Here is a 22,050-nt window from a genome sequence, read left to right on the forward strand (position 1 = left end):
ACACCTGCTTAGGCAAGAAGGCAGGACCGATGCAAGCGGCAAAGGTCAAATTGAGAGATGCGGAGGGGTCGACGGCGCAGACAGTGTCCCCGAGAAGCCCTCAGCCTACAGGCGTCGGATGCGCCTCGCCAAGTCCGCCATGAGGATCCGGCGCTAGCAACAGTCAGGCGAAAACTCAACCGAGAAGTTCTCCTTGCATGCGTGTCGGCGATGGCAGTTGGCGCATCGTTGCCAGCGAAATTGAAGATCGCAACTTGTTGCTTTGATCGACGCCCTCGTAATAGTACTTCAAGCAGCTTCGGCAGCTTAGCCACTCGAGGACCAATGTTAAGATACCCAATACTGGCCGCTTTCTGCCTGATCTGGCTATCGGGATCTCATGCGTTCGCACAGCCGATCACGGCTGACGCGGACTGCAAGTCGGTTCAAGGCGCGCTGAAGTCGAAGGGTTACAGCATCGCCGTCGATGGCCAATGCGGACGGAAGACCTCCGAAGCGATCGCCGCGTACCAAGCCGATGCGGGGCTTGGCGTCACCGGCAGGCTGACCAAAGACCAAGCTGGCGAGCTGATCGGCATGCCCGTCACGAGTTCCACTGTCGTTGTCGCAACCGTCGATGAACACTATCAGCAGCTGATCGGCACCTGGAAGGGCACCTATTATTGTGCGGAGGTGGAGGCCGGCGCCACCCTGACTTTCCGCCAGGACAATCCGAACAAGGCGCTGCTTAAGGGCGAGTTCAAGTTTTATCCGACCAGCCGCTCTCCCAGCAGCGTAAAGACCGGCAGTTACGATTTCTATGCCCAGCCCAGCGGTGATGATGCAATCACCATCAAGCCATTGAACTGGATCGTGCGACCAGCTGGCTATCGGTTCTTCTCCACAACGATCTCGCCCTCGACCGACGGAACCGAGGCCAGCGGCACAGTAAATCATCGCACGTGCGGCCGTATCCAGCTGTCTCGTGTCGGCAACCCGATCGCCTATGGCACGACATCAATGGCCGAGGCCGTACCGCCGGCAGCGGATACATCCGCCGACAATGTTCTGATGCAGGGTGCGACGGCCGCAGCAGGCGCGAACGCTGCAGGAGATTGCGCCGAGATTCAGCAGGCCCTCACAGCCTTGGGTTATAGGCCGGGCAGCGACGGACGATGCGACAAAGCAACCAACATCGCGATCAAGGCCTACCAGAAATTTCTTGGCGTCAAGCCAACCGGAACGCTGGATATCGGCTACAGAAAAGCTCTGCTGCAGCGTGCAGCCACCGCAGAACCGAAGGTGGAGACTTCTTCTGCGCCCACCGTGCAGCAAGTGGAAACTCAAACGCCGGTAACGTCCGATGCCGATGCGATCGATTGCAGTATGCTTTCGGGACCGGCCAAGAGCGATTGCGGTACCGCCAATGCATGGGCAAAGAACTTCGCGTTTAACGCTGACACCGCGAGGTCCGCCGCTGCACGGATCTGTCGCGACATGCTGGAAAGCAGCCTGACGGAGCTCGTGGTGATTCGGTGTGTCGCCGCAGCCTACGTGCTACGCAGCGATGTCACTAAACAGTGGGAAGGGATCGGGGGGTTGGTCGCTCGGTCCACGAGCTGCCAAGCTGCACTTACCGAACTGAGCGCCATCGGTCGTGAGGCCGCGGCAGGGACTGGCAACGCCCGCACGTGGACAACCACGCACGGGCGGTGCATGAGTGTAATCCAGATCGCGGAGAATCGCGGAGCAAGGCCATCCTGGGCCGAATGCGTCGTAGGGACGGAGCCGGCGGCCTTTGTCGCCGACTGCGATCCGGATCCGGCGGTGCGGGAAGCGCTTCAGCTTGGCTGGCGTCAAGGACTCGCAGACTGTGAAACAGGTGCTGTTCCAACCGGCGCCCTCGCGGCTTTGACAGATCTTGCAACGACCAGCGGACGTCAGGCCGCTTCGATCACTTGCGAACAGGTGGTTCTGAAGCTGCTTGCGGACGGCGAACTGACACCTGCTACCGCGCAACGGGCCCGAGCCAGAATTGGTGTTGCCGAAGCGGCGGCGGCAGAACGAAAGCGCGTTGCGGAGGAGGAGAAGCGCCGGGTCGAGATAGCGCGTCGCAAGGCAGAAACAGAGGCAATTCAGCGCGAAGCGGAAGCGAGTATCGCACGTGCCCGGGCCGAAGCCGAGGAGGCAGAAAAGGAGCAAGCCGCCAGGGCGGGATTGCTGGCTGGCTTGTTGGGGTCATCAGAGTACGAGGGAACGGCTCGCGCTATCGAAGCGGGCGATCCGTTCGAGTTCGATGATGTTTCCCTGCTCTTCACCGGCGGAGTTGCCGCCGCACTGACCAACTGCCCCAACCGGCTAGATGCTGGGCAAGCGCTCGAGCTCGGCAGCTTCGTGCTGTCTGCGACTATGCAGGCTGGTGGCGGCAACCAATACAATGCCCCGGACATCAGCGATATGATGACCGATGCTGCCGGCGCTCAAGCGATCTTTGCCGCTGGCGCCTATTCGGCGAAGGCAATGGGGTGCAGCGAACCGGCGACGACTGAACTTCTGGCGAACATTCTTGAGGTTGTGCGATCCAACAAACGGGGCGCCAACGGTACGCAGGCCACCTTCATCGCAACCTGTACGCCTGTTCATGGTGAGGCGTCTTGCATGTGTGTCGCTGAAGCCGGCCGCGCGTCCTATCCAAACCTCTACCAGCTGCCGTACTCTAGGGAGCTGCTCTATGACATCATGCAACGCAACCCGATGGCCGCGTTGGTGATGCTAGGCTGTGGGATCCAGCGGTACTAGCTCGATGTACGACGGCAAGGCAGACGCGCGACCAGTTCAGCGCGGCGCGCGACCCTTGCCGAGATCCGAAAGGGTCAGTTCGCGACGGACCGCTTCGACCCCGAACAGTTCGGCGTGCAGGCGATGCAGCGCCTCGCCCAGCGCCCCCACCAGGGTGGCGCGATCGGCCAGCGCGCTGGCCTCGACTTTCGGAGGCTCGCGCATCAGGCGGGGGAGCAGGCCGCGCACCCGTTCGACGATCTCGGGCCTGAGCCCAATGCTGCCGCCGAAGACGATCAGGTCGGCGTCGATCACCGCATGGACCGCGCCGATGGCGAGGGCCAGCAGTCGGGCGGTTTCATCGATGGCGGCGACGGCGGCCGCCTCGCCCTGGCCATAGGCGGCGAGGATGTCGGTCACCGAGAAGCCGGGGCCGCCGCCATAGGCCTCGTAGCGGCGCTGCAGCGCATCGACATTGGCCGCCGTCTCGAAGGTGCCCGAGGCGAAGCCCGAGGGATCGAACGGGTTGCCGCCGAGCGGCAGGTAGGCGATTTCGCCGGCAGCCCCGCGCCCGCCGCGCAGGAGCTTGCCATCGGCGACGATACCCATGCCGACGCCGCGCCCGACGCCGAAGTAGGCGAAGTTGCGCGCCCCGCGGGCGACGCCCTGCCACAGCTCGCCCAGCGCCGAGAGCTTGACGCCGTTCTCGATGGTCAAGGGCACGCCGATCTCGGCGCGCAGCTCCTCGACCACGTTGATATCGCCGAGGTGCGGAATGGAGGGGGCGATGTCGATATGGCCGGTGACCGGGTCGACCACGCCGGGGCTGCCGACCACCACCAGCTTCACCCGATCGCGCGGCACCCCGAGCCTATCGGTCAGTTCGCGATAGAGGAGGCCGATCTGGCGCACCACATGGGTGCCGCCGCGCGGGTCGGTGGCGGCGGCGATCTCGCCCACCACTTCACCGCGGATATTGGCGAGCGCGATCTGCGCGATCTCGCCCTCGAGCCGGATGCCCAGCACATAGGCCGAGCCGGCGGTGAGCTCGTAGGTCGGGGCGCTGCGGCCGAGCTTGCCCTGCATCTTGCCCGAGACTTCGAGCCAGCCGTCGCGCTCGAGCTCAAGCACCACCTGCGTGGTGGTCTGGCGCGACAGCCCGGTGTGTTTGGCCAGCATGGCCCGCGAAGTCGGGCCATTGAGCAGGATGGTTTCCATGATGGCGCGAACCGACAGCTGCCGCGCCACCGGCGGCAGCTGGCTGGGACGAACCGGAGCCTGGGGGCTCTGCGCGCTCACGATGCCGGTCAGCGCTCCAGCCGGGCGAGGAGGCTCGAGGTATCCCAGCGCTTGCCACCCATGGCCTGCACTTCGGCGTAGAACTGGTCGACCAGCGCGGTGAGCGGGAGCTTCGCGCCATTGGCACGCCCTTCCTCGAGCACGATGCCCAGATCCTTGCGCATCCAGTCGACGGCGAAGCCGAAGTCGAACTTGCCGGCATTCATGGTCTTGTAGCGGTTCTCCATCTGCCAGGACTGGGCGGCGCCCTTCGAAATCACGTCGATCACCGCCTCGATATCCATGCCGGACTGCTTGCCGAAATGGATGGCCTCGGCGAGGCCCTGCACCACGCCGGCGATGCAGATCTGGTTCATCATCTTGGCGAGCTGGCCAGCGCCAGGGTCACCCAGCAGCCGCGCTGCCTTGGCAAAGCTCATGATCACCGGCTGGGCGATTTCGAAGGTCGCCTGGTCGCCGCCGACCATCACGGTCAACTGGCCATTCTCGGCCCCGGCCTGCCCGCCCGAGACCGGCGCATCGAGGAAGCCGAAGCCGGCGGCAGTCGCCGCAGCATGCAGTTCGCGCGCAATGCCGGCGGAAGCAGTGGTGTGGTCGACGAACACCGCGCCCTTGGCCATCGCCTTGAAGGCGCCGGCCTCGCCGAGCGTCACCTGACGCAGATCATCGTCATTGCCGACGCAGGCGAAGACGATGTCCTGCCCTGCGGCTGCCTCGGCCGGCGTCTTGGCCAGCCGGCCGCCCTGCTCCGACACCCACTTTTCGGCCTTGGCCGTGGTGCGGTTGTAGACGGTGACGTCGTGCCCCTTGGCCTTCAGATGCCGCGCCATCGGGTAGCCCATGACGCCGAGCCCCAGGAAAGCTGCCTTGACCATGTTGTTCCTCTTTCTAAACAGAAGTTTCGGTGTAGCGGGCGCGCTGCTGCATGCGCGGGCGGCGCGGATCGGGATAGGGCACGGCGGAGATCAGTGCCTGCGTATACGGATGGCTGGGCGACGTACAGATGGTCTGCGCATCGCCGACCTCGACCACCCGGCCGCGCCGCATCACTGCCACCCGATCGCAGAAATAGCGGATGACGCCGATATCGTGGCTGATGAAGATAAAGCTCAGCCCCAGCCGTTGCCTGAGTTCGATCAACAGATCGAGAATCTGGCTGCGGATCGACACATCGAGCGCCGAGGTCGGCTCATCGGCGATCAGCACCTTGGGGTCGAGCGCCAGGGCCCGGGCGATGCCGATGCGCTGGCGCTGGCCGCCGGAAAAGGCGTGCGGGTAGCGGCTCATCATCCCGGCATCGAGCCCGACCAGCTCGAGCAGCTGGCTGACCCGGGCGTTGATCTCGGTAGATGAACCGCGCCGGTTGATCAGCAACGGCTCGCCGACGATCTGGCGCACGGTCATGCGCGGGTTCAGCGAAGCGAACGGATCCTGGAAGATGAAGCGGATCTCGCTGTAGAGGTTGCGCAGCCCCGCCTTGTCGAGCGTCCGCACCACAACCGGCGCCGCGCCGGGCGGCGAATAGACCACCTCGCCATCGGTCGGCTCCACGGTGCGGAGGATCAGCCGCCCCAGGGTGGTCTTGCCCGAACCGCTTTCCCCGACGATTCCCAGCGTCTCACCGGCCGCAAGTTCGAGGCTGACGGCGTCGACGGCGCGCAGCGTGCCCTTGGCTTTGCCGCCGAAGGCGCCAATGCCGAGCTGATAAGTCTTGCCGAGGTTGCGCAGCGAGAGGATCGGCGACGATACGGCGGGTGGCGCCGGCCGCGCTGCCGGCTGCTCGAGCTTCAGCGTCGCGGCGAGCAGCCGCTGCGTATAGGGGTGGGTGGCGCCGTGGAAGACCTGGTCCACCGGCCCGGCTTCGACCACCTGCCCGCGATACATCACCGCCACGTCGTCGACGGTCTCGGCCACCACGCCCATGTCGTGGGTGATGAGGAGCATCGCCATGCCGCGCTCGCGCTGGATGCGGCCGATCAGGTCGAGCACCTCGGCCTGGGTGGTCACGTCGAGCGCCGTGGTTGGCTCGTCGGCGATCAGGACGCGCGGGTTGCAGGCCAGCGCCATGGCGATCATCGCCCGCTGCCGCATGCCGCCCGAGAACTCGTAGGCGTAGCGATCGATCGCCTGTTCGGGGTTGGGGATTTCCACCTGGCCGAGCAGCTCGATGGTGCGGGCGCGCGCCGCCTTGCGGTCGAGCTTCAGATGCAACTCGAGTACCTCCATCACCTGGGCGCCGATAGTGTGCACCGGCGACAGCGAGCTCATCGGCTCCTGGAAGATCATCGAGATATCGGCGCCGCGGATGGCGCGGATGGCTTCGCCGCGCCGTGGCAGTTGCGCGATGTCGATGTCGCCGAGCCGGATCGAACCGCCGATGATCCGCCCGGGGGGATCGACCAGCTGCATCAGGGCGCGCGCGGTGACGGACTTGCCCGAGCCGCTTTCGCCGACGAGGCCCAGCGTGCGGCCGGCGCGCAGATCGAAGCTGACGCCGTCGACGGCGCGGAAGCTGCCCTGGCGCTGGGTGAAATCCACGGTGAGATCGCGGACCGAGAGAACGATTTCGGGTTCAGTTGTCATAGGGATCCGCCGCGTCTCGCAGGCCATCGCCGAGGAAGTTGAAACTCAGCACTGCGATCATCACGAACAAGGACGGCCAGAACAGCAGCCACGGGGCGCTGGTGATGGCGCGGAGGTTCTGGGCGTCCTGCAGCATGACGCCCCAGCTCACCACCGGCGGCTTCAGCCCGACCCCGAGGAAGGACAGGGAAGTCTCGGCAATGATCATTGCCGGCACCGCGAGGGTCACCATGGCGAGGATATGGCTGGTCATCGAGGGCAGCATCTGGCGGAAGATGATCCGCATCTCGCCGGCCCCATCGAGCCGCGCCGCGGTGACGAAATCCTCGTTGCGCAGCGAGAAGAAGCGGCCGCGCACCTCGCGCGCCAGCGAAGTCCAGCCGAGCAGCGAGACGATGGCGGTGACGGTGAAATACACCTCGATCGGTCCCCAGGTCAGCGGGATCGCCGCCGCCAGCCCCATCCATAACGGGATCGTGGGCATGGCGCTGATCACCTCGATCAGCCGCTGGATGACGCTGTCGAGCCAGCCGCCGTAATAGCCGGAGATGCCGCCGAAGAACACGCCGAGGACAAGCGAGATCACCACCCCGACCAGCCCGATCGACATCGAGATGCGGGTGCCGTGGATCAGCCGGCTCAGCACGTCGCGGCCCAGCCGGTCGCTGCCGAAGAGGTACACCACCTCCTTGGGGTCGGTGGCGCCGATCAGGTGGATATTGGCGTCGATCAGCCCGAACAGCCGATAGGGCTGGCCCTCGACGAACAGCCCCAGCGGGATGAGCTTGTCGGGGTTGGCGGTGAAGCTCCGCCGCATCGCTTCGGTGTCGACGGTGATGTCATAGCCCGACGCGTGGAAGTTGAAGGCCCAGCCACCGTCGGCAGTCGGCGCGAACAGGTTGATGCCCTGCGGCGGGGCATAGGTGTATTGCGGCCGGGTGGTCTCGGGACTGTAGGGCGCGAGGAACTCGGCGAAGATGCCGGTGAGGTAGAGCAGCACCACGACCACCAGCGACACCACCGCCAGCTTGTGGCGGCTGAAGCGCCAGGCCATCAGCCGCCACTGGCTGGCCGTAGCGGCCGAGCTGCCGGCCCGCGCGATGATCGGCGGCGGCAGGGACAGTTCTTCGTCTGACACGACGCCGCTCATCGCTGATACCTGACGCGCGGATCGAGCACGGCGAGCAGGATGTCGGACAGCAGCATGCCGATCAGCGTCAAGACGCTCATGATCAGGATGAAGGCGCCGGCGAGATACATGTCCTGGCTGACCAGCGCGCGCAGCAGCAGCGGGCCGGCCATCGGCAGGTTGAGCACGATCGCCGTGATGGTGACGCCCGAGATCAGCGAGGGCAGCACCCAGCCGATGGTCGAAACGAACGGGTTGAGCGCAAGGCGCACCGGATAGCGCATGATCAGGGTGAACTCGGAGAGGCCCTTGGCGCGGGCGGTGACGACATAGGGCTTACTGAGCTCGTCGGAGAGATTGGCGCGCATCACCCGGATCAGCGCCGCGGTCGACGAGATGGCGATCACCACCACCGGGATCCACAAATGCTGCAGCAGGTCGAGGAGCTTGGCGAGGCTCCAGGGCGCCTGCTCGTATTCGGGCGAGAACAGCCCGCCGACATTGAGGCCGAACCAGGTGAAGCTCACATACATCAGCCCCAGCGCCAGGATGAAGGTCGGCACCGCGAGCCCGACAAAGCCGAGGAAGGTGAAGACATAGTCGCCGATCGAGTAGCGGCGCACCGCCGAATAGATGCCGATCGGAATGGCCAGCGCCCAGATCAACACCAGGCTCAGCGCCGAGACGAAAATCGTCACTCCCATGCGATCCCAGAGCAGCCGGCTCACCGGCTGGCCCCAGTCGAACGACCAGCCGAAATCGCCGCGGAAGATGATGTTGGAGATCCAGTTCCAGTACTGCACGTAGAACGGCTGATCGAGCCCGTAGAGCGCGGTCAGCCGGTCGATCGAGGCCTGGTCGAGCGACTGCCCGGAATCGGCGATCGCCGAGGTCAGCGAGGTCAGGAAGTCACCGGGCGGCAGCTGGATGATCAGGAACGATACCAGCGACATGCCGAACAGTGTCGGGACCATGTAGAGCAGGCGCTTGAGGATATAGAGCAGCATGCGCGGTCAGGGCCCGAACTCGACGAGCACCACCTCGTTGGTGTGGATCTCAGGTAGATCGACATGCAGCCGCCCGGCCTGAAGGCTGGTGGCCGGCACCAGCCGCGACACCAGCAGCAGCGCCGTCGCCGTCGTGGCGCCAGGCGGCAAGGCGACGGACACCGACTGACCCCGCAGCGGAATGGTTTCGCGGATCGGGCCCTTCATCATCATCGGGTTGGTGAGGTTCACGAGGTGCACCGAAATCTGGCCCGCGCCATCTCGCGTGGCAATGTCGACGATGCCGGGGCCGGCCGACTGCACCCGCGCCGGGGTACCCAGCGCCCAGCGGAAGGCGTTGTCGAGCAGCCGCGAGTGATCGGCATTGGTCACTTCCCAGAAGATCTCGCCGATGTTCCAGGGGAAATAGACCACCCGGCCCTTGCCGACCTGTCGGGCCAGCACCGCAGGTTCGAGGGCTGGCTCCCGCGCGTAAATTTCCTCCATCGGCAGATCGGGGAAGTGCGGCACGAAGCGGAAGGGCACGTCGGCGGGACCATGCACATCGAGCGGGATGCGACGGGTGCCGCCCATGATGCGCGAGGCGCCGTCAAAGCCACGGAGGATCGGGTGATCGTCGCCGTCGAGCGCGATGTAGGTGTTCTTGACCGGCCCTTCGGTTGGCCCGGCGACGCTGGCGCCGAACAGGCGGGAGAGCCCGAAATCGGGCCGCTGCACCCCGTGCTCGTCATAGAGCGAGGTCTCGAAACTGGTGACCAGCGCACCGCCGCGTTCGACATAGCGGGTGAGCATGTCGCACTGCGCGTCGGACAGGAACGCCGCATTGGCGACGGCGATCAGCCGGTAGCGGTCGAGCGCCGCGTCGGTCATCACCAGGTCGGAGAGCAGGTCGAACGGCATCCGGGCTTCGACCAGCGCGTGATAGAAGCCGAGTTCGTGCCCCTCGGCATTGTCGCGGTCGTCGGAATGCCAGGTACGGAGCGTGGTGCTGGGGTCGAGCAGGGCGATCTCGGCAGTCGGCGCCAGCTTTGACAGCACCGGCTCGAGCTCGGCATGGAGGCTGTAGGTTTCGACGATCGGCGGCAGCCAGCGATTGTCGTGCACCTTGGCGTTGAACTTGGTGAGCCAGGGCCTCAGCCCATGCGCCATACCATCGATCATCCACATGCGGATTTCCTCGGGCGACTGCACCGAGTCCTTCCAGCGCCACTTCTCCTCAACCGAGGTGGAGGTGACGAGGCCAATCGGCTTGTCACCCATGACGCCGCGCATGCGCTTGCCGTCGCGCCCGGCCGACCAGATCGGCACCACGCCGGTGCGCCCCTGGTGGTCGACGAACAGGATCGGGCAATAGCGTTTCACCTCGTCGAGGGCGAAGTCGAGCATCGAGGAGTTGCCGATATTGGGAATGAAGCGGCCATGCGGACGCTCGGAGGCAACGATACCGTTCCAGTGCCCGACGAGTTCGGTGAGCACATCGCGCGACCAGGCCAGCCAGGCCTGCCAGGTCGGATCGAATGGATCACGCCGGCGCGGCAGCTCGCGGCCGGTCTTCAAGCGGAAATCACTGGTGCAATGGGCGCAGTAGCAGACGCCATGACCGGACCAGCGGTTGGCGAAGATGGCGTCGATATCGTAGCCGGCGGCGATCTCGCGGATCACCTCGCTCATGAAGTCGCGGTTATAGCCACCCCAGGCGCAGGTGACGTAGGCGTCGGGAAACGACCAGTGCTTCCTGAGTTCGCCCTCGGCGGTGACCGAAATCCATTCCGGATGCGCCGCCGCGACGTCGGCATGCACGGCGTGCGGATCGACGCGGGCGACGACATGCATGTTGCGCTGCCGCGCCCCGGCCACCAGGTCGCCGAACGGATCGCCGTCGCCGATATGGCGGCTGACATAGTGCAGCGGGAGCTTGCTCGGGTAGTAGGCGACATAGCCGCCGGCCGAGAGGCAGGTGGCATTCGACTGGGTCTCATCGAACACGCCGAGCCAGAAATCGAGGTCGTAGTTCCCCGGATCGTCCTCGACCAGGGTGAGCTGTGTCCAGCGCGTCGCGCCTTCATACCAGGTGGGTGACCTGAGACCGCTCAGGGCCTCGGCTGTGCTGTTCATCGTTGTTACCGCCAGCTCAGCATGCCGTTTCGTCGAAACGTCCTGCTGATCCGGGCCCTTGTTTTGTCGCGAGATCGAACCGGAAAAGTCTGCAACTTTTCCTGATCTCGCTCTGATGCGTCTGAGAAAAGGACCGGGGAGCTGTCAGGCGTCCCCGGTCAGAGGCCGGGAAGCCCTGGGGGACTCCCCGGTCAGGCCGGGTCAGGCCTTGAAGTACTGCTCGGGATTGGTCGGCGCCGGAGTGGGGTAGCCGAAGGAGTTCGGCATCTTCTCAGGCACGTTGTGGAAGTCGTTGCGCACGATGCCATAGGCATCGTTGGGCACTTTGATACCGATGCAGTAGAACTGGTCGGCGGCGATCTCGAGGATCTGCTTGAACGCCTCGACGCGCTTTGCATCGTCGACCGTGCTCTTGACGACGTCATAGAGCTTGAGCGCGTCCTGCACCTGGGCCGGCGGCTCGACGGCATTGGCGGCGGTCTTGTCGTTGTACCAGATCTGCCAGCCCATGGCGTAGAAGGCGTTGCCGCTATAGGGCACGAAGTAGCGCGGATCGAGCATGGCGGCGAGACCGATGCCGCCGCCGAAGCGGTTGGTGGTGGCGTCGTAATCCATGTTCTGGCGGATGCGCACCTCCCACAGCGAGCGGTCGATCAGCTTGAGCTGGCCGTCAATACCGACCGCCTTCAGCATCGGCATCATCAGCTGCATCATGTCGACCATTTCGAGCCGGTTCTGATCCTGCTCGACGATGATGGTGATGCGGCGGCCCGAGCTGTCGAGGCGATAGCCATCGGCATCCTTGTTGGGCGCGGCCTTGTCGAGGAATTCATTGGCCTTGGCGAGATCGAACTCGGTGAATTGCTTCGCCAACCGCTCGTTGTAGAGCGGATCGCCCTCGGCGATCGCCGGCTGCGACGGCGAGCCGATGCCGACGAACACCGAGTCGATCAGCGCCTGCCGGTCGATGGCATGCGACAGCCCGATGCGGAAATCCTTGTTCGAATAGAGCTCCGCCTTGACCTTGTCCGGATGGGTCATGTTGAGGCAGATCGCCATCTCGTTCGGCTGGGTCGACAGCGTCGTATAGAAGTCGTAGCCGCCGCGTTCCTTGCCATCGAACAGCACCGACTTGTTGGTCGGGGTCCCGATATACTGGTCGAGCAGGTCGATCTCGCCCTGCAGGCACTTGAGCAACAGGACCTGGGCGTCGGCGACCAGCACGTAGTCGATGCTGTCGAGATAGGGCAGCTGGTTGCCGGCAGTATCGACCTTGAAATAGTAGGGGTTGCGTTCGGCAATGGCATGCTCGGTGCTCTCGCCCGGCGCCACCTTCATCTTCCACGGGTGGAGGACGGGGATCTCGCTGTTGGTGAAGAAGTCGTCCTCGAGCGCCGCTCCGGATTTCTTCTGGAACAGCTGGACCCAGCCCGACAGGCCCTGGTCGGTCGCGAGCTTATCGGCGTCCGGATTGTACTTGGGCAGGAACTGGCTGAGGTAGTGCTTGGGGAAACGCGTGGTCTGGTCGCTGTCGGCCCAGGCGAGCAGCAGGAGGAATAACCCGTTCGAGCTCTTGAAGCTGACCGTGAAGGTGAGCGCGTCGACCTTGGCGAACACCGCCTTGTCTTCACCGATGATCAGGTGGTCCTGGTTGGTGACCTCGATGTCGGGGTTGGAGAACACGTCCTCGTACCAGAACATCACGTCGTCGGTGGTGTAGGGCTGGCCGTCGGACCACTTGTGGCCCTCGCGCAGCTTGAAGGTGAATTCGGTGGCGGCATCGTTGGCGACGACGGACTCGGCGACGTTCGGGATCACCCCGGTCCATTCCGGGTTGTAGCGCATCAGCGGCTCATAGGCCTGGTAGCGGAACAGCATCGACAGCGAACCGCCGCCGACAATGGTCGAGCGCCAGGTGCCGCCGTACTTGCCCACTTCCCTGAGCGGGGTCACCACCATCGGGTTCTTGGGCAGGCGGTCCACCAGCGGCGGGAGCGTCCCGGCATCGGCCAGCGCCTTCAGCATCGGCGCCTCGCCGATCGCAGCGGCGAGCGCCGGACCGAGACCAGTCGCCGCAGCGGCGAGCGTCGCCAAGGACGACGTGACGAACAGTCTCCTGGATAGCTTGATCATCTCACATGTTCCCCTGATTGCTGCGCGTGGAGCCCCTTGCTCCCGCCGCGTACCAGCGTCCCGCCGGCCGCGATTGCCTCAACACCCCCGAGGCAATGCTGAGCTAAACGGTAGCGCCAACGCCTACTTTGTCAAGGCCCATGACAAATGCATGACGAAAGTTGCACTTCACTCGCCGAATCCGACTTATCAGGCCTGCTCATATGGGATTATGGTCATGGCCGCTGACAAACGATCCAGACCCGTACGCCGAACATTGCTGACAATCATCTATTTTCCGCTTGACCGGTTACGGTGGGTGCCGCATCGTGGATAATGTCGACATTATGCAGGCTGGAGGGGTCCGTGGAGCAGGTGACGATCTTTCGCGAACCGGGGAAATTCGCCGGCTGGCCCGCCAATTACGGCATGTGGGCCTGGGGCGATGAACTGGTCGTCGGCTTCACCGTCTCGACCTTCAATGCCAATTCCGGCTTCCACGCCCGCGACCGCTCGCAACCCACCACAACCACCATGGCGCGCAGCCTCGACGGCGGCAGGACCTGGAGCTATGGGCCGTTTCCTGGCCGGCTGCCCGGCGGTCGGGCATTGTCGGCCGACGAGCACATGATCAAGGGGCTGAAGCTCGAAGAGGTGATGGACGGTCCGGAAGGGCCGGCCGATCTCACCGAAAAGATCGACTTCACCCATCCCGACTTCGCCTTCATGGCGGCCCGTACCGGGCTCGAGCCGGGCGTGCAGTCGTTCTTCTACTATTCTTATGACCGGGCGAAGAGTTGGCAGGGCCCGTTCAAGTGGCCGCAGTTTGTCTGGGCCGGCGTCGCCGCGCGCACCGACTATGTGGTGGTCAACCAGCATCACCTGATCGTCTTTCTCACCGCCAACAAGTTCGACGGCGAGGAAGGCCGGGTATTCTCGGCCGAGACGCGGGACGGCGGTTTGACCTGGAAATTCCTCAGCTGGATCGGCGAGGAGCTCTGGGACAAAGACCACGGCATCATGCCGGCGAGCCTGATGCTCAAAAATGGCGATATCCTCGTGGTCGTGCGCGCCGGGCACGGCCAGGACTACACCATGGAGACCTATCGCTCGCGGGACCTGGGACGAACCTGGGGGCCGATGCAGGTCGCGGCGGCGTTCAAGGACAATGCCAGGAACCACCTCGGCAATCCCGGCACGCTGAACCAGCTGGCGGATGGTCGGGTAGTGATGACCTACGGCAACCGCGACGCCCCCTACAGCATCGACGCCAAGGTCTCATCCGACAATGGCGAGACCTGGGGCCCGACCATCGTGCTGCGCAGCGGCGGCGGCAGCCATGATCTCGGCTATCCGCGCACCGTGTCGGCGGCCGACGGCACCCTGGTCACCGCCTATTATTTCAACGAGGACGCCAGAACCGAGCGCTTCATCGGCGCCACGCGCTGGCGACCATGAGCCTCAACACCCACCCAGCGATCGACACCATGTCCCAACCGATTGAGCCGCTCCGCGGCTTGGCTTGTGCAGCGATTTTATTGCTGACAATATACCATCAGCAGGGGTCCGCCTCTGGCTCTTTCGGGGACTCGCCGTGGAGCAGGTAACCGTCTACTCAGAACCGGGGCGCTTCGCGGGCTGGCCTGCCAATTACGGCATGTGGGCCTGGGGCGACGAGTTGGTCGTCGGCTTCGTCACCTGCCATTACGAGCGTGACGCCGAGTTCCACGCCCGCAATGAAAACTACCCGGCGCTGACCCATCAGGCCCGTTCGCTCGATGGCGGCCGCAGCTGGACGGTGATCCCGTTCCCCGGCAAGACCCCCGGCGGCCGCGGCCTCTCGGCCGACGAGCACATGGCGGCAGGCCTGCGCGTCGGCGAGCTGCTCGATGGGCCGGAGGGGCCGAAGCCGCAAACTGAAGCGGTGGATTTCACCCATCCCGACTTCGCCCTGATGTGTGCCCGCGATGGGCTGGAGCCGGGCTGCCGCAGCTTCTACTACCTGTCGCGCGACCGGGCGAAGAGCTGGCAGGGACCATTCGCCTTTCCGCAATTCGTCTGGGCCGGCGTCGCTGCCCGCACCGATTACCTGGTGCTGGACAAGAGCCACCTCATCGTCTTTCTCACCGCCAACAAGGCCGATGGGGTCGAAGGCCGGATGTTCGCGGCCGAGACGCGCGACGGTGGGATCAGCTGGAACTTTCTCAGCTGGATCGGCGAGGAACTGCCCGATCTCGACCACGGCATCATGCCGGCGAGCGTGCGGCTCAAGGACGGCACCATTCTCGTCGCCACCCGCGCCGGGCATGGCCAGGACTACACCGTCGAGATCTACCGCTCCACCGACAACGGCAAGAGCTGGGACGGCCCGAGCATTGCCACCGCCTTCCGTGACCGGCATGCCAACCACCTCGGCAACCCGGCGACGCTGAACCTTTTGCCGGATGGCCGGATCGCCCTGACCTACGGCAATCGCGATGCGCCCTACACCATCGATGCACGCATCTCGTCCGATGGCGGGCGGAGCTGGAGCGCCGCCCGCCATCTCAGGCGCAATGGCGGCAACCACGATCTCGGCTATCCGCGCACCGTCGCCAATGCGGCCGGTGAGCTGGTCACCGCCTACTACTTCAACGAGGCGCTCGGCGAGCGCTTCATCGGCGCCACCATCTGGGCGCCCTGACGCGACTACGGGGCCTGCCATGGGGCAGGCCGGAAAGGAGATCGGACCGCGCCATTGCCAGAACGGAGCCTTGCCGCCGAGGGGGCGGACAGTTTCCGGGACATGGCCAGCCCGAGGGGACTTCGGAAGAAGTCAGGAAAGGGGAAGCGTTATGACACTCAGCACAATCGGGGGATGGAGCCGGCGCCTTGTCGGCACCGCCGCCCTCGCGACTTTGTTGCTTTCGACCACGGCCTTCGGGGCGGCCGCATTCCAACAGTCTCCCATGCTCGACGCGGCCGTTGCCGATGGCAGCCTGCCGCCGATCGAGCAGCGCCTGCCACCCGAGCCGCTGGTGGTCACGCCGGTCTCCGAGGTCGGCAGCTATGGCGGCACGGCGCGCGCCATGCGCTCATCGACCGAAGAATTCGGCGACGCCACCTCGGTGGTGGGCATCGAGTCGCTGACCCGGCTCAACGCCGAGGACGGCGCGACGATCGAGCCGAACCTGGCGCAATCCTGGGAATGGTCGAACGACGACAAGACCCTCACGATGACGCTGCGCAAGGGCCTCAAATGGTCCGATGGCGAGCCGTTCACCACCGCCGATATCGCCTTCTGGTGGGATGACGTCATCAACAATGCCGAGCTGACCCCGACCATGCCTGGCGACTGGATGTCGGCCGGCGAGCCGATGACGGTGACGGTGGTCGACGAGCAGACCTTCAAGCTCGACTTCAAGGCGCCGAACCGGCTGATCGAGCTCCTGATCGCCCGCGATGGCTATCAGGGGCAGATCTTCCTGCCGGCGCACTTCCTGAAGCCGTTCCACCCCAAATATGCCGATCCGGCCAAGCTCGCCGAGATGGCGAAGGCTGCCGGCTACGCCACCTGGGCTGAGCTGTTCGCGCAGAAGGCGCTGAGCGACGACGTGTTCGGCGTCGCCAATTTCGACAGCCCGGTGATCCGCGCCTTCAAGCCGGTGTCGGCCATTGGCAGCCACCTGATCCTCGAGCGCAACCCCTTCTATTTCAAGGTCGACACCGAAGGGAACCAACTGCCCTATATCGACAAGGTCGATGTCGACCTGGTGCAGAACCCCGAGGTCTACACGCTCAAGGCCTCCTCGGGCGAAGCCGACCTGGCGCTCGAGAACACCACCATCACGCAGATGCCGGTGTTCATCGACAATGCCGAAAAGGGTGGGTACCGCGTGCTCGAATACAGCGCCGGCTTCACCAACATCGCCAACATGATGCTGAACCAGACCGTCGCCGATCCCGACAAGCGCGCCCTGTTCCAGGACATCCGGTTCAGGAAGGCGCTCGAGATCGCCATCAACCGCGACGAGATCAACGAGCTGGTGTTCTTCGGGCTCGGCACGCCGATGCAGAACTCGATCCTGCCGATCGGCGGACGCTGCTGGGATGAAGCGGTCTCCAAGACCAACACCCAGTTCGATCCCGATGGCGCCAAGGCGCTGCTCGACGAGATCGGCATGAAGATGGATGGCGAGTGGCGCACCCTACCCAACGGCAAGCCGTTCAAGTTCACCCTCACCTACTGGCCGGGCGAAGGCGGCGATGCCAAGCGCAAGATCGTCGAACTGACCCAGACCTACTTCCGCAATATCGGCCTCAACTTCGACGTGCGCGAGGTGGAGCGCAGCCTCTACTTCGAGTTCACCACCTCCAACCAGCACGATATGGGGCTGTGGCACGCCGACAGCGCCACCGACCCGCTCTGGGTGACCGGCCCCAAGATCATCCCGAGAACGCAGCGGCACGGCGCCTTCGCGACCCTTTGGGCCACCTGGTTCGAGACCCATGGCGAAAAGGGCGAAGAGCCTCCGCGGGACATGAAGGACGCCATGGCCGCCTGGGAAAAGGCCAAGGCCACCGGCACGCCCGAGGCGCTGGTCGAAGGCTGCAAGGCCGTGGTCAAGGCCAATGCCGACGGCGCCTGGACCATCGGCACGGTCGGAGCGTTCCCGCAGCCGCTGATCGTCTCCAACGCCATGCGCAATATCCCGGAACAGGGCATGGCCTCATGGGACTGGGGCTACATGGCGCGCTATCATCCCGAGCAGTTCTATCTGGCTCAGTAAGTCTTCCTGCCAACTAAAGGAGCGGGGCAACCCGCTCCTCCTTTTCGGCCCGGGGCGATGCGATGTGGGGTTTCGTACTGAGACGGCTCATCTGGATGGTGCCGACGCTGATCGTGATCTCGGTCATCTCGTTCATCATCATCCAGCTGCCGCCCGGCGACTATCTGAGCTCCTACATCGCGCGGCTCGAAGCGCTCGGCACCACGGTCGACCAGGCGACGATCGACGCGCTGCGCCTGCGCTACGGCCTCAATGACCCGATCTGGGTGCAGTACTTCAAGTGGCTCGGCAACATCGTCTTCGACGGCAATTTCGGCTACTCGTTCGAGTGGCGCCTGCCGGTTAGCCAGCTGATCATCGAGCGGCTGCCCACCACCTTCCTCGTCGCCACCTGCTCGCTGCTGTTCGCCTGGAGCGTGGCGCTGCCAATCGGCATCTTTTCGGCGGTGAAGCAGTATTCGCTCGGCGATTACTTCTTCACCATCCTCGGTTTTCTCGGCCTCGGCATTCCCAATTTCATGCTGGCGCTGACCTTCCTCTACGTCTCGAACCGCTATTTCGGGCTGTCGATCGGCGGGCTGTTTTCGCCGCAGTACCTCAATGCGCCGTGGAGCCTCGACAAGTTCATCGACCTCCTCAGTCACCTCTGGATTCCCGTGGTGATCGTCGGCACCGCCGGCACGGCGGGCCTCATCCGCATCACCCGTGCCAACGTGCTCGATGAGTTGCGCAAACCTTATGTCGAGACGGCGCGGTCGAAGGGCCTGCACCCGATGCTGCTGATCCTCAAATACCCAGTGCGCATCGCGCTGAACCCGTTCGTATCGTCGATGGGTTTCATCCTGCCGGGGATGATTTCGGGCGAGGTGATCGTCTCGATCGTCCTCAACCTGCCGACCACCGGGCCGCTGCTCTATGCGGCGCTGCTCAGCCAGGACACCTACCTCGCCGGTGCGTTCGTGCTGATGCTGGCGGTGCTGACGGTCATTGGCGTGCTGATCTCCGACATCCTCCTCGCCTGGCTCGACCCCAGGATCCGGCTGTCATGAGCGTTACGGCCAAACCCATACCGATCGGCGCCGGAAGCGTGCGAAGCGCGCCGGTCGAATCGCCGCTCACCCTGATGTGGTACAAGTTCCGCGCCCACCGGCTGGCGGTCGCGAGCATCTGGGTGATCGCGGCGCTGTACCTGACGGCGATCTTTGCCAACTGGATCGCGCCCTTCGACCCAGAGAGCCGCACCGGCCTGCCGTTCTCGCCGCCGAGCTGGCCGACGGTGATGGTCGACGGCGAATTCGTCTGGCCGCCGGTCGCCTTCGGCGTGTCGCAGCAGCTCGATCGCAAGACCTTCAAGCGCGTCTACGCCATCGACACGTCCAAGCGCTACCCGGTGCAGCTGTTCATTGCCGGTGACCGACACAGCTGGTTCGGCCTCTTCCCCAACGACATGCACCTCGTCGGCGTCGACAAGGGCGGCGCCTTCTTCCTGATGGGCACCGATAGCCTGGGGCGCGACGTGTTCTCGCGTATGGTCTATGGCTCGCGCATCTCGCTGTCGATCGGCCTCGTCGGGGTCGCCATCAGCCTGGTGCTGGGCGTCATCCTTGGCGGCATCTCCGGCTATTTCGGCGGCTGGGTCGATCTCACGGTGCAGCGGCTGATTGAGATCATCCAGTGCTTCCCCTCGATCCCCCTGTGGATGGCACTGGCGGCGGCGCTGCCGCATGACTGGACCACCATCCAGGTCTATTTCGGCATCACCGTCATCCTGTCGCTGGTCGGCTGGACCGATCTCGCCCGGGTGGTGCGCGGCCGCTTCCTGTCGCTGCGCGAAGAGGATTTCGTCATGGCGGCGCGGCTCGCGGGGGCCAGCGAAGCCCGCATCATCGGCAAGCACCTGCTGCCCAGTTTCATGAGCCACATCATCGCCTCGGTGACGCTGTCGATCCCCTCGATGATCCTCGCCGAAACGGCGCTGAGCTTTCTCGGCATCGGCCTCACCCCACCGGCGCTGAGCTGGGGCGTGCTGCTGCAGGATGCGCAAAACGTCAACACGCTGGCCACCGCCCCCTGGCTGCTGCTGCCCGGCGCGCTGGTGATCGTCACCGTGCTCGCCTTCAACTTCCTCGGCGATGGCCTGCGCGATGCGGCCGACCCGTTCTCGCGGGAGAGTTTTAAGTGACCGACGGCCCGATCATTTCCATTCGTGGGCTCGAGGTCGCGGCGCGCAGCCGGCACGGCATGCTGCGGCCATTACGCGGCATCGACCTCGACCTCCCCCGCGCCGCCACCACTGGGCTGGTCGGCGAAAGCGGCTGCGGCAAATCGATGACGGCGCGGGCGTTGCTGAACATCACGCCGTCGCCGATGCGGATCACCGCCGGCTCGATCGTCCTCGATGACGGCAAGACCCCACCGGTCGACCTCGCCGCCCTCGACCCGGACGGCGCGCCGATGCGCGCCATCCGCGGCCGCCGGCTGGCGATGATCTTCCAGGAGCCGATGACCGCCTTCTCACCGGTCCACACCATCGGCAACCAGATCGCCGAGATGCTGCTGATCCACGAAAAGCTCGGTAAGCGCGCCGCGAAGGAACGTTCGATCGAGATGCTCGAGCTGGTCGGCATGCCCAATCCACGGCAGCACTTCGATGCCCATCCGTTCAAACTGTCGGGCGGCATGCGGCAGCGCGCCATGATCGCCATGGCGTTGGCCTGCAAGCCCGACGTGCTGGTGGCGGACGAGCCGACCACCGCGCTCGACGTCACCATCCAGGCGCAGATTCTCGAACTGCTGCAGCGGCTGCAGCAGGAACTAGGGATGACGGTGCTGCTGATCACCCATGATCTGGGCGTCGTGGCGCGCACCACAAGGCGGGTCGCGGTGATGTATCTGGGCGAGGTGGTCGAGGAGACCACTACCGAAGCGCTGTTCGATGCGCCCAGGCACCCCTACACGCAAGGCCTGCTCGGCTCGGTGCCGCGGCTCGGCAGCCGGCGCGGCAAGCGCGAGCGGCTGCCGGCAATGCGCGGTTCGGTGCCGCCTGCCCTCGCCGAACTGCCCGGCTGCGCCTTCCACCCGCGCTGCCCCAAAGCGGTCGCCGGGCTCTGTGATGTGGTGAAGCCCCGAATGGCCGAGGTGGCGCCCGGACACCGGGCCCGGTGCCTGCTCTACCCCGAAGTGCTGGCGGCTTCGGTCGCGCTGGAGGCCGCATGAGTGAGGCGCTGCTCGAGATCCGGGGGCTGAGCAAGCGCTTCCCGATCCATTCCGGCCTGTCGCGCCGCGTCACCGGCGAGGTGCGCGCCATCGACGGCATCGACCTGACCATCATGCGGGGCGAAACGCTGGGGCTGGTCGGAGAAAGCGGCTGCGGCAAATCCACCACCGGCCGCGCCATTCTCCGCGCCATCGAGCCCAGCGCCGGCGAGATCCTGTTTCACGACAAGGATGGCACGGTCGATGTCGCCAAGCTCGGCCGCACCGAGCTGAAGCGCATCCGGCGCAAGATGCAGATGGTGTTCCAGGATCCCTATGCCTCGCTCAACCCGCGCATGAATGTCGAGGCGATCATCGCCGAACCACTGATCTGCCTCGATCACCTCACGCACAAGCAGCGCCGCGACCGGGTGGTGGAGCTGCTCGAGCTGGTCGGGCTCAATGCCAGCTACCTGCTGCGCTACCCGCACACCTTTTCCGGCGGCCAAAGGCAGCGCATCGGCATCGCTCGGGCGCTGGCGCTGGAGCCGGATTTCGTCGTCTGCGACGAGGCGGTGTCGGCCCTCGATGTGTCGGTGCAGGCGCAGGTGCTGAACCTTCTGAGCGACATCCAGGAGCGGCTGGGCACCACCTACCTCTTCATCTCGCACGACCTCGGCGTGATCGAACACCAGTGCGACCGGGTGGCGGTGATGTATCTGGGCCGGATCGTCGAGTTCGCCGAAACCGAGGCGCTGCTCCGCACCCCGAAGATGCCCTATGTCGAGGCGCTGCTCTCGGCCGTGCCGGAGCCCGACCCGCATGTGCGTCGCGAACGCGTGGCGATCCGCGGCGAAGTCGCCGACCCGGCCAACCGCCCATCCGGCTGCCCGTTCCACCCGAGATGTCCGTATGCGCAGGAGGTGTGCCGGAGCACGGTGCCGCCGTTGCGGCAGGTGGAGGGGGTTACGGGCCCGCATCTCGCAGCGTGTCATTTTGCCGAGGCGCTGAATCTGCGTGGGGTGGCTTAGGGCGCCGGCCTCTCCGTGATCCTCCCCCGCGTGGCGGGGGAGGGGGACCGCCC

General features: G+C 65.1%; 15 protein-coding genes. 8 read left to right on the forward strand and 7 right to left on the reverse strand.

The features are described 5' to 3' along the window. Positions 1-324 precede the first annotated feature (324 nt). Entirely contained in the window at positions 325-2,778 is a 2,454-nt protein-coding gene (locus tag VW23_RS08575; RefSeq protein WP_069909157.1) for a peptidoglycan-binding domain-containing protein, read from the forward strand. 36 nt (positions 2,779-2,814) lie between these two features. Here VW23_RS08575 and VW23_RS08580 read toward each other — a convergent pair whose 3' ends face one another. The 7 genes from VW23_RS08580 to VW23_RS08610 form a co-directional block, all read right to left on the reverse strand. Next, positions 2,815-4,056, reverse strand: a complete 1,242-nt coding sequence (locus tag VW23_RS08580; protein ID WP_084645780.1) for an ROK family transcriptional regulator — start codon at positions 4,054-4,056, stop codon at positions 2,815-2,817. Positions 4,057-4,064: 8 nt separating this feature from the next. Next, positions 4,065-4,931, reverse strand: a complete 867-nt coding sequence (locus tag VW23_RS08585) for an NAD(P)-dependent oxidoreductase (RefSeq protein ID WP_069909158.1) — start codon at positions 4,929-4,931, stop codon at positions 4,065-4,067. Positions 4,932-4,944: 13 nt separating this feature from the next. Next, positions 4,945-6,639, reverse strand: coding sequence for an ABC transporter ATP-binding protein (locus VW23_RS08590; RefSeq protein ID WP_069909159.1), 1,695 nt, complete (start codon positions 6,637-6,639; stop codon positions 4,945-4,947). Beyond that, positions 6,629-7,777 (reverse strand): ABC transporter permease, encoded by a 1,149-nt coding sequence (locus VW23_RS08595; protein ID WP_069909171.1) that lies wholly within the window; start codon positions 7,775-7,777, stop codon positions 6,629-6,631. Before VW23_RS08595 ends, VW23_RS08590 begins: the two co-directional genes overlap by 11 nt. Positions 7,778-7,785: 8 nt before the next feature. Then, the gene (locus tag VW23_RS08600; RefSeq protein WP_069909160.1) at positions 7,786-8,775 is read right to left on the reverse strand and encodes an ABC transporter permease; all 990 of its coding nucleotides are present in this window, start codon (positions 8,773-8,775) and stop codon (positions 7,786-7,788) included. A gap of 6 nt (positions 8,776-8,781) precedes the next feature. After that, positions 8,782-10,890 (reverse strand): alpha-amylase family protein, encoded by a 2,109-nt coding sequence (locus VW23_RS08605; RefSeq protein WP_069909161.1) that lies wholly within the window; start codon positions 10,888-10,890, stop codon positions 8,782-8,784. 201 nt (positions 10,891-11,091) lie between these two features. Next, positions 11,092-13,023 carry an ABC transporter substrate-binding protein gene (locus tag VW23_RS08610; protein ID WP_069909162.1) on the reverse strand — a complete coding sequence of 644 codons (1,932 nt, stop codon included), beginning with the start codon at positions 13,021-13,023 and terminating at the stop codon, positions 11,092-11,094. A gap of 345 nt (positions 13,024-13,368) precedes the next feature. Between VW23_RS08610 and VW23_RS08615 the strand changes: the two genes are divergently transcribed. The 7 genes from VW23_RS08615 to VW23_RS08645 all read left to right on the forward strand — a co-directional run bounded on the left by VW23_RS08615 (position 13,369) and on the right by VW23_RS08645 (position 21,997). Further along, complete coding sequence (locus VW23_RS08615; RefSeq protein WP_176730359.1) at positions 13,369-14,460, forward strand: sialidase family protein; 1,092 nt, start codon at positions 13,369-13,371, stop codon at positions 14,458-14,460. A 136-nt stretch (positions 14,461-14,596) separates the two neighbouring features. Beyond that, complete coding sequence (locus VW23_RS08620) at positions 14,597-15,685, forward strand: sialidase family protein (RefSeq protein ID WP_069909164.1); 1,089 nt, start codon at positions 14,597-14,599, stop codon at positions 15,683-15,685. Between the two features lie 151 nt (positions 15,686-15,836). After that, positions 15,837-17,771, forward strand: a complete 1,935-nt coding sequence (locus tag VW23_RS08625; RefSeq protein WP_176730360.1) for an ABC transporter substrate-binding protein — start codon at positions 15,837-15,839, stop codon at positions 17,769-17,771. A gap of 62 nt (positions 17,772-17,833) precedes the next feature. Continuing rightward, a complete protein-coding gene (locus tag VW23_RS08630) occupies positions 17,834-18,820 on the forward strand; it encodes an ABC transporter permease (protein WP_069909166.1) in 987 nt (328 codons plus the stop codon). Further along, positions 18,817-19,953, forward strand: coding sequence for an ABC transporter permease (locus VW23_RS08635; protein ID WP_084645785.1), 1,137 nt, complete (start codon positions 18,817-18,819; stop codon positions 19,951-19,953). Before VW23_RS08630 ends, VW23_RS08635 begins: the two co-directional genes overlap by 4 nt. Beyond that, positions 19,950-20,987, forward strand: a complete 1,038-nt coding sequence (locus VW23_RS08640; RefSeq protein ID WP_069909167.1) for an ABC transporter ATP-binding protein — start codon at positions 19,950-19,952, stop codon at positions 20,985-20,987. The genes VW23_RS08635 and VW23_RS08640 overlap by 4 nt, the downstream gene beginning before the upstream one ends. Continuing rightward, positions 20,984-21,997, forward strand: coding sequence for an ABC transporter ATP-binding protein (locus VW23_RS08645; protein WP_069909168.1), 1,014 nt, complete (start codon positions 20,984-20,986; stop codon positions 21,995-21,997). Before VW23_RS08640 ends, VW23_RS08645 begins: the two co-directional genes overlap by 4 nt. Positions 21,998-22,050 lie beyond the last annotated feature (53 nt).

The sequence above is a fragment of the Devosia insulae DS-56 genome, from assembly GCF_000970465.2.
Lineage (GTDB): Bacteria > Pseudomonadota > Alphaproteobacteria > Rhizobiales > Devosiaceae > Devosia_A > Devosia_A insulae.

Excerpts from the sequence above, each read along its gene's own strand:
- VW23_RS08635 (WP_084645785.1), top strand. The coding sequence starts at position 18,817 with ATGAGCGTTACGGCCAAACCCATACCGATCGGCGCCGGAAGCGTGCGA.
- VW23_RS08645 (WP_069909168.1), top strand. The coding sequence starts at position 20,984 with ATGAGTGAGGCGCTGCTCGAGATCCGGGGGCTGAGCAAGCGCTTCCCG.
- VW23_RS08590 (WP_069909159.1), bottom strand. The coding sequence starts at position 6,639 with ATGACAACTGAACCCGAAATCGTTCTCTCGGTCCGCGATCTCACCGTG.
- VW23_RS08585 (WP_069909158.1), bottom strand. The coding sequence starts at position 4,931 with ATGGTCAAGGCAGCTTTCCTGGGGCTCGGCGTCATGGGCTACCCGATG.
- VW23_RS08610 (WP_069909162.1), bottom strand. The coding sequence starts at position 13,023 with ATGATCAAGCTATCCAGGAGACTGTTCGTCACGTCGTCCTTGGCGACG.
- VW23_RS08630 (WP_069909166.1), top strand. The coding sequence starts at position 17,834 with ATGTGGGGTTTCGTACTGAGACGGCTCATCTGGATGGTGCCGACGCTG.
- VW23_RS08600 (WP_069909160.1), bottom strand. The coding sequence starts at position 8,775 with ATGCTGCTCTATATCCTCAAGCGCCTGCTCTACATGGTCCCGACACTG.
- VW23_RS08625 (WP_176730360.1), top strand. The coding sequence starts at position 15,837 with ATGACACTCAGCACAATCGGGGGATGGAGCCGGCGCCTTGTCGGCACC.
- VW23_RS08605 (WP_069909161.1), bottom strand. The coding sequence starts at position 10,890 with ATGAACAGCACAGCCGAGGCCCTGAGCGGTCTCAGGTCACCCACCTGG.
- VW23_RS08575 (WP_069909157.1), top strand. The coding sequence starts at position 325 with ATGTTAAGATACCCAATACTGGCCGCTTTCTGCCTGATCTGGCTATCG.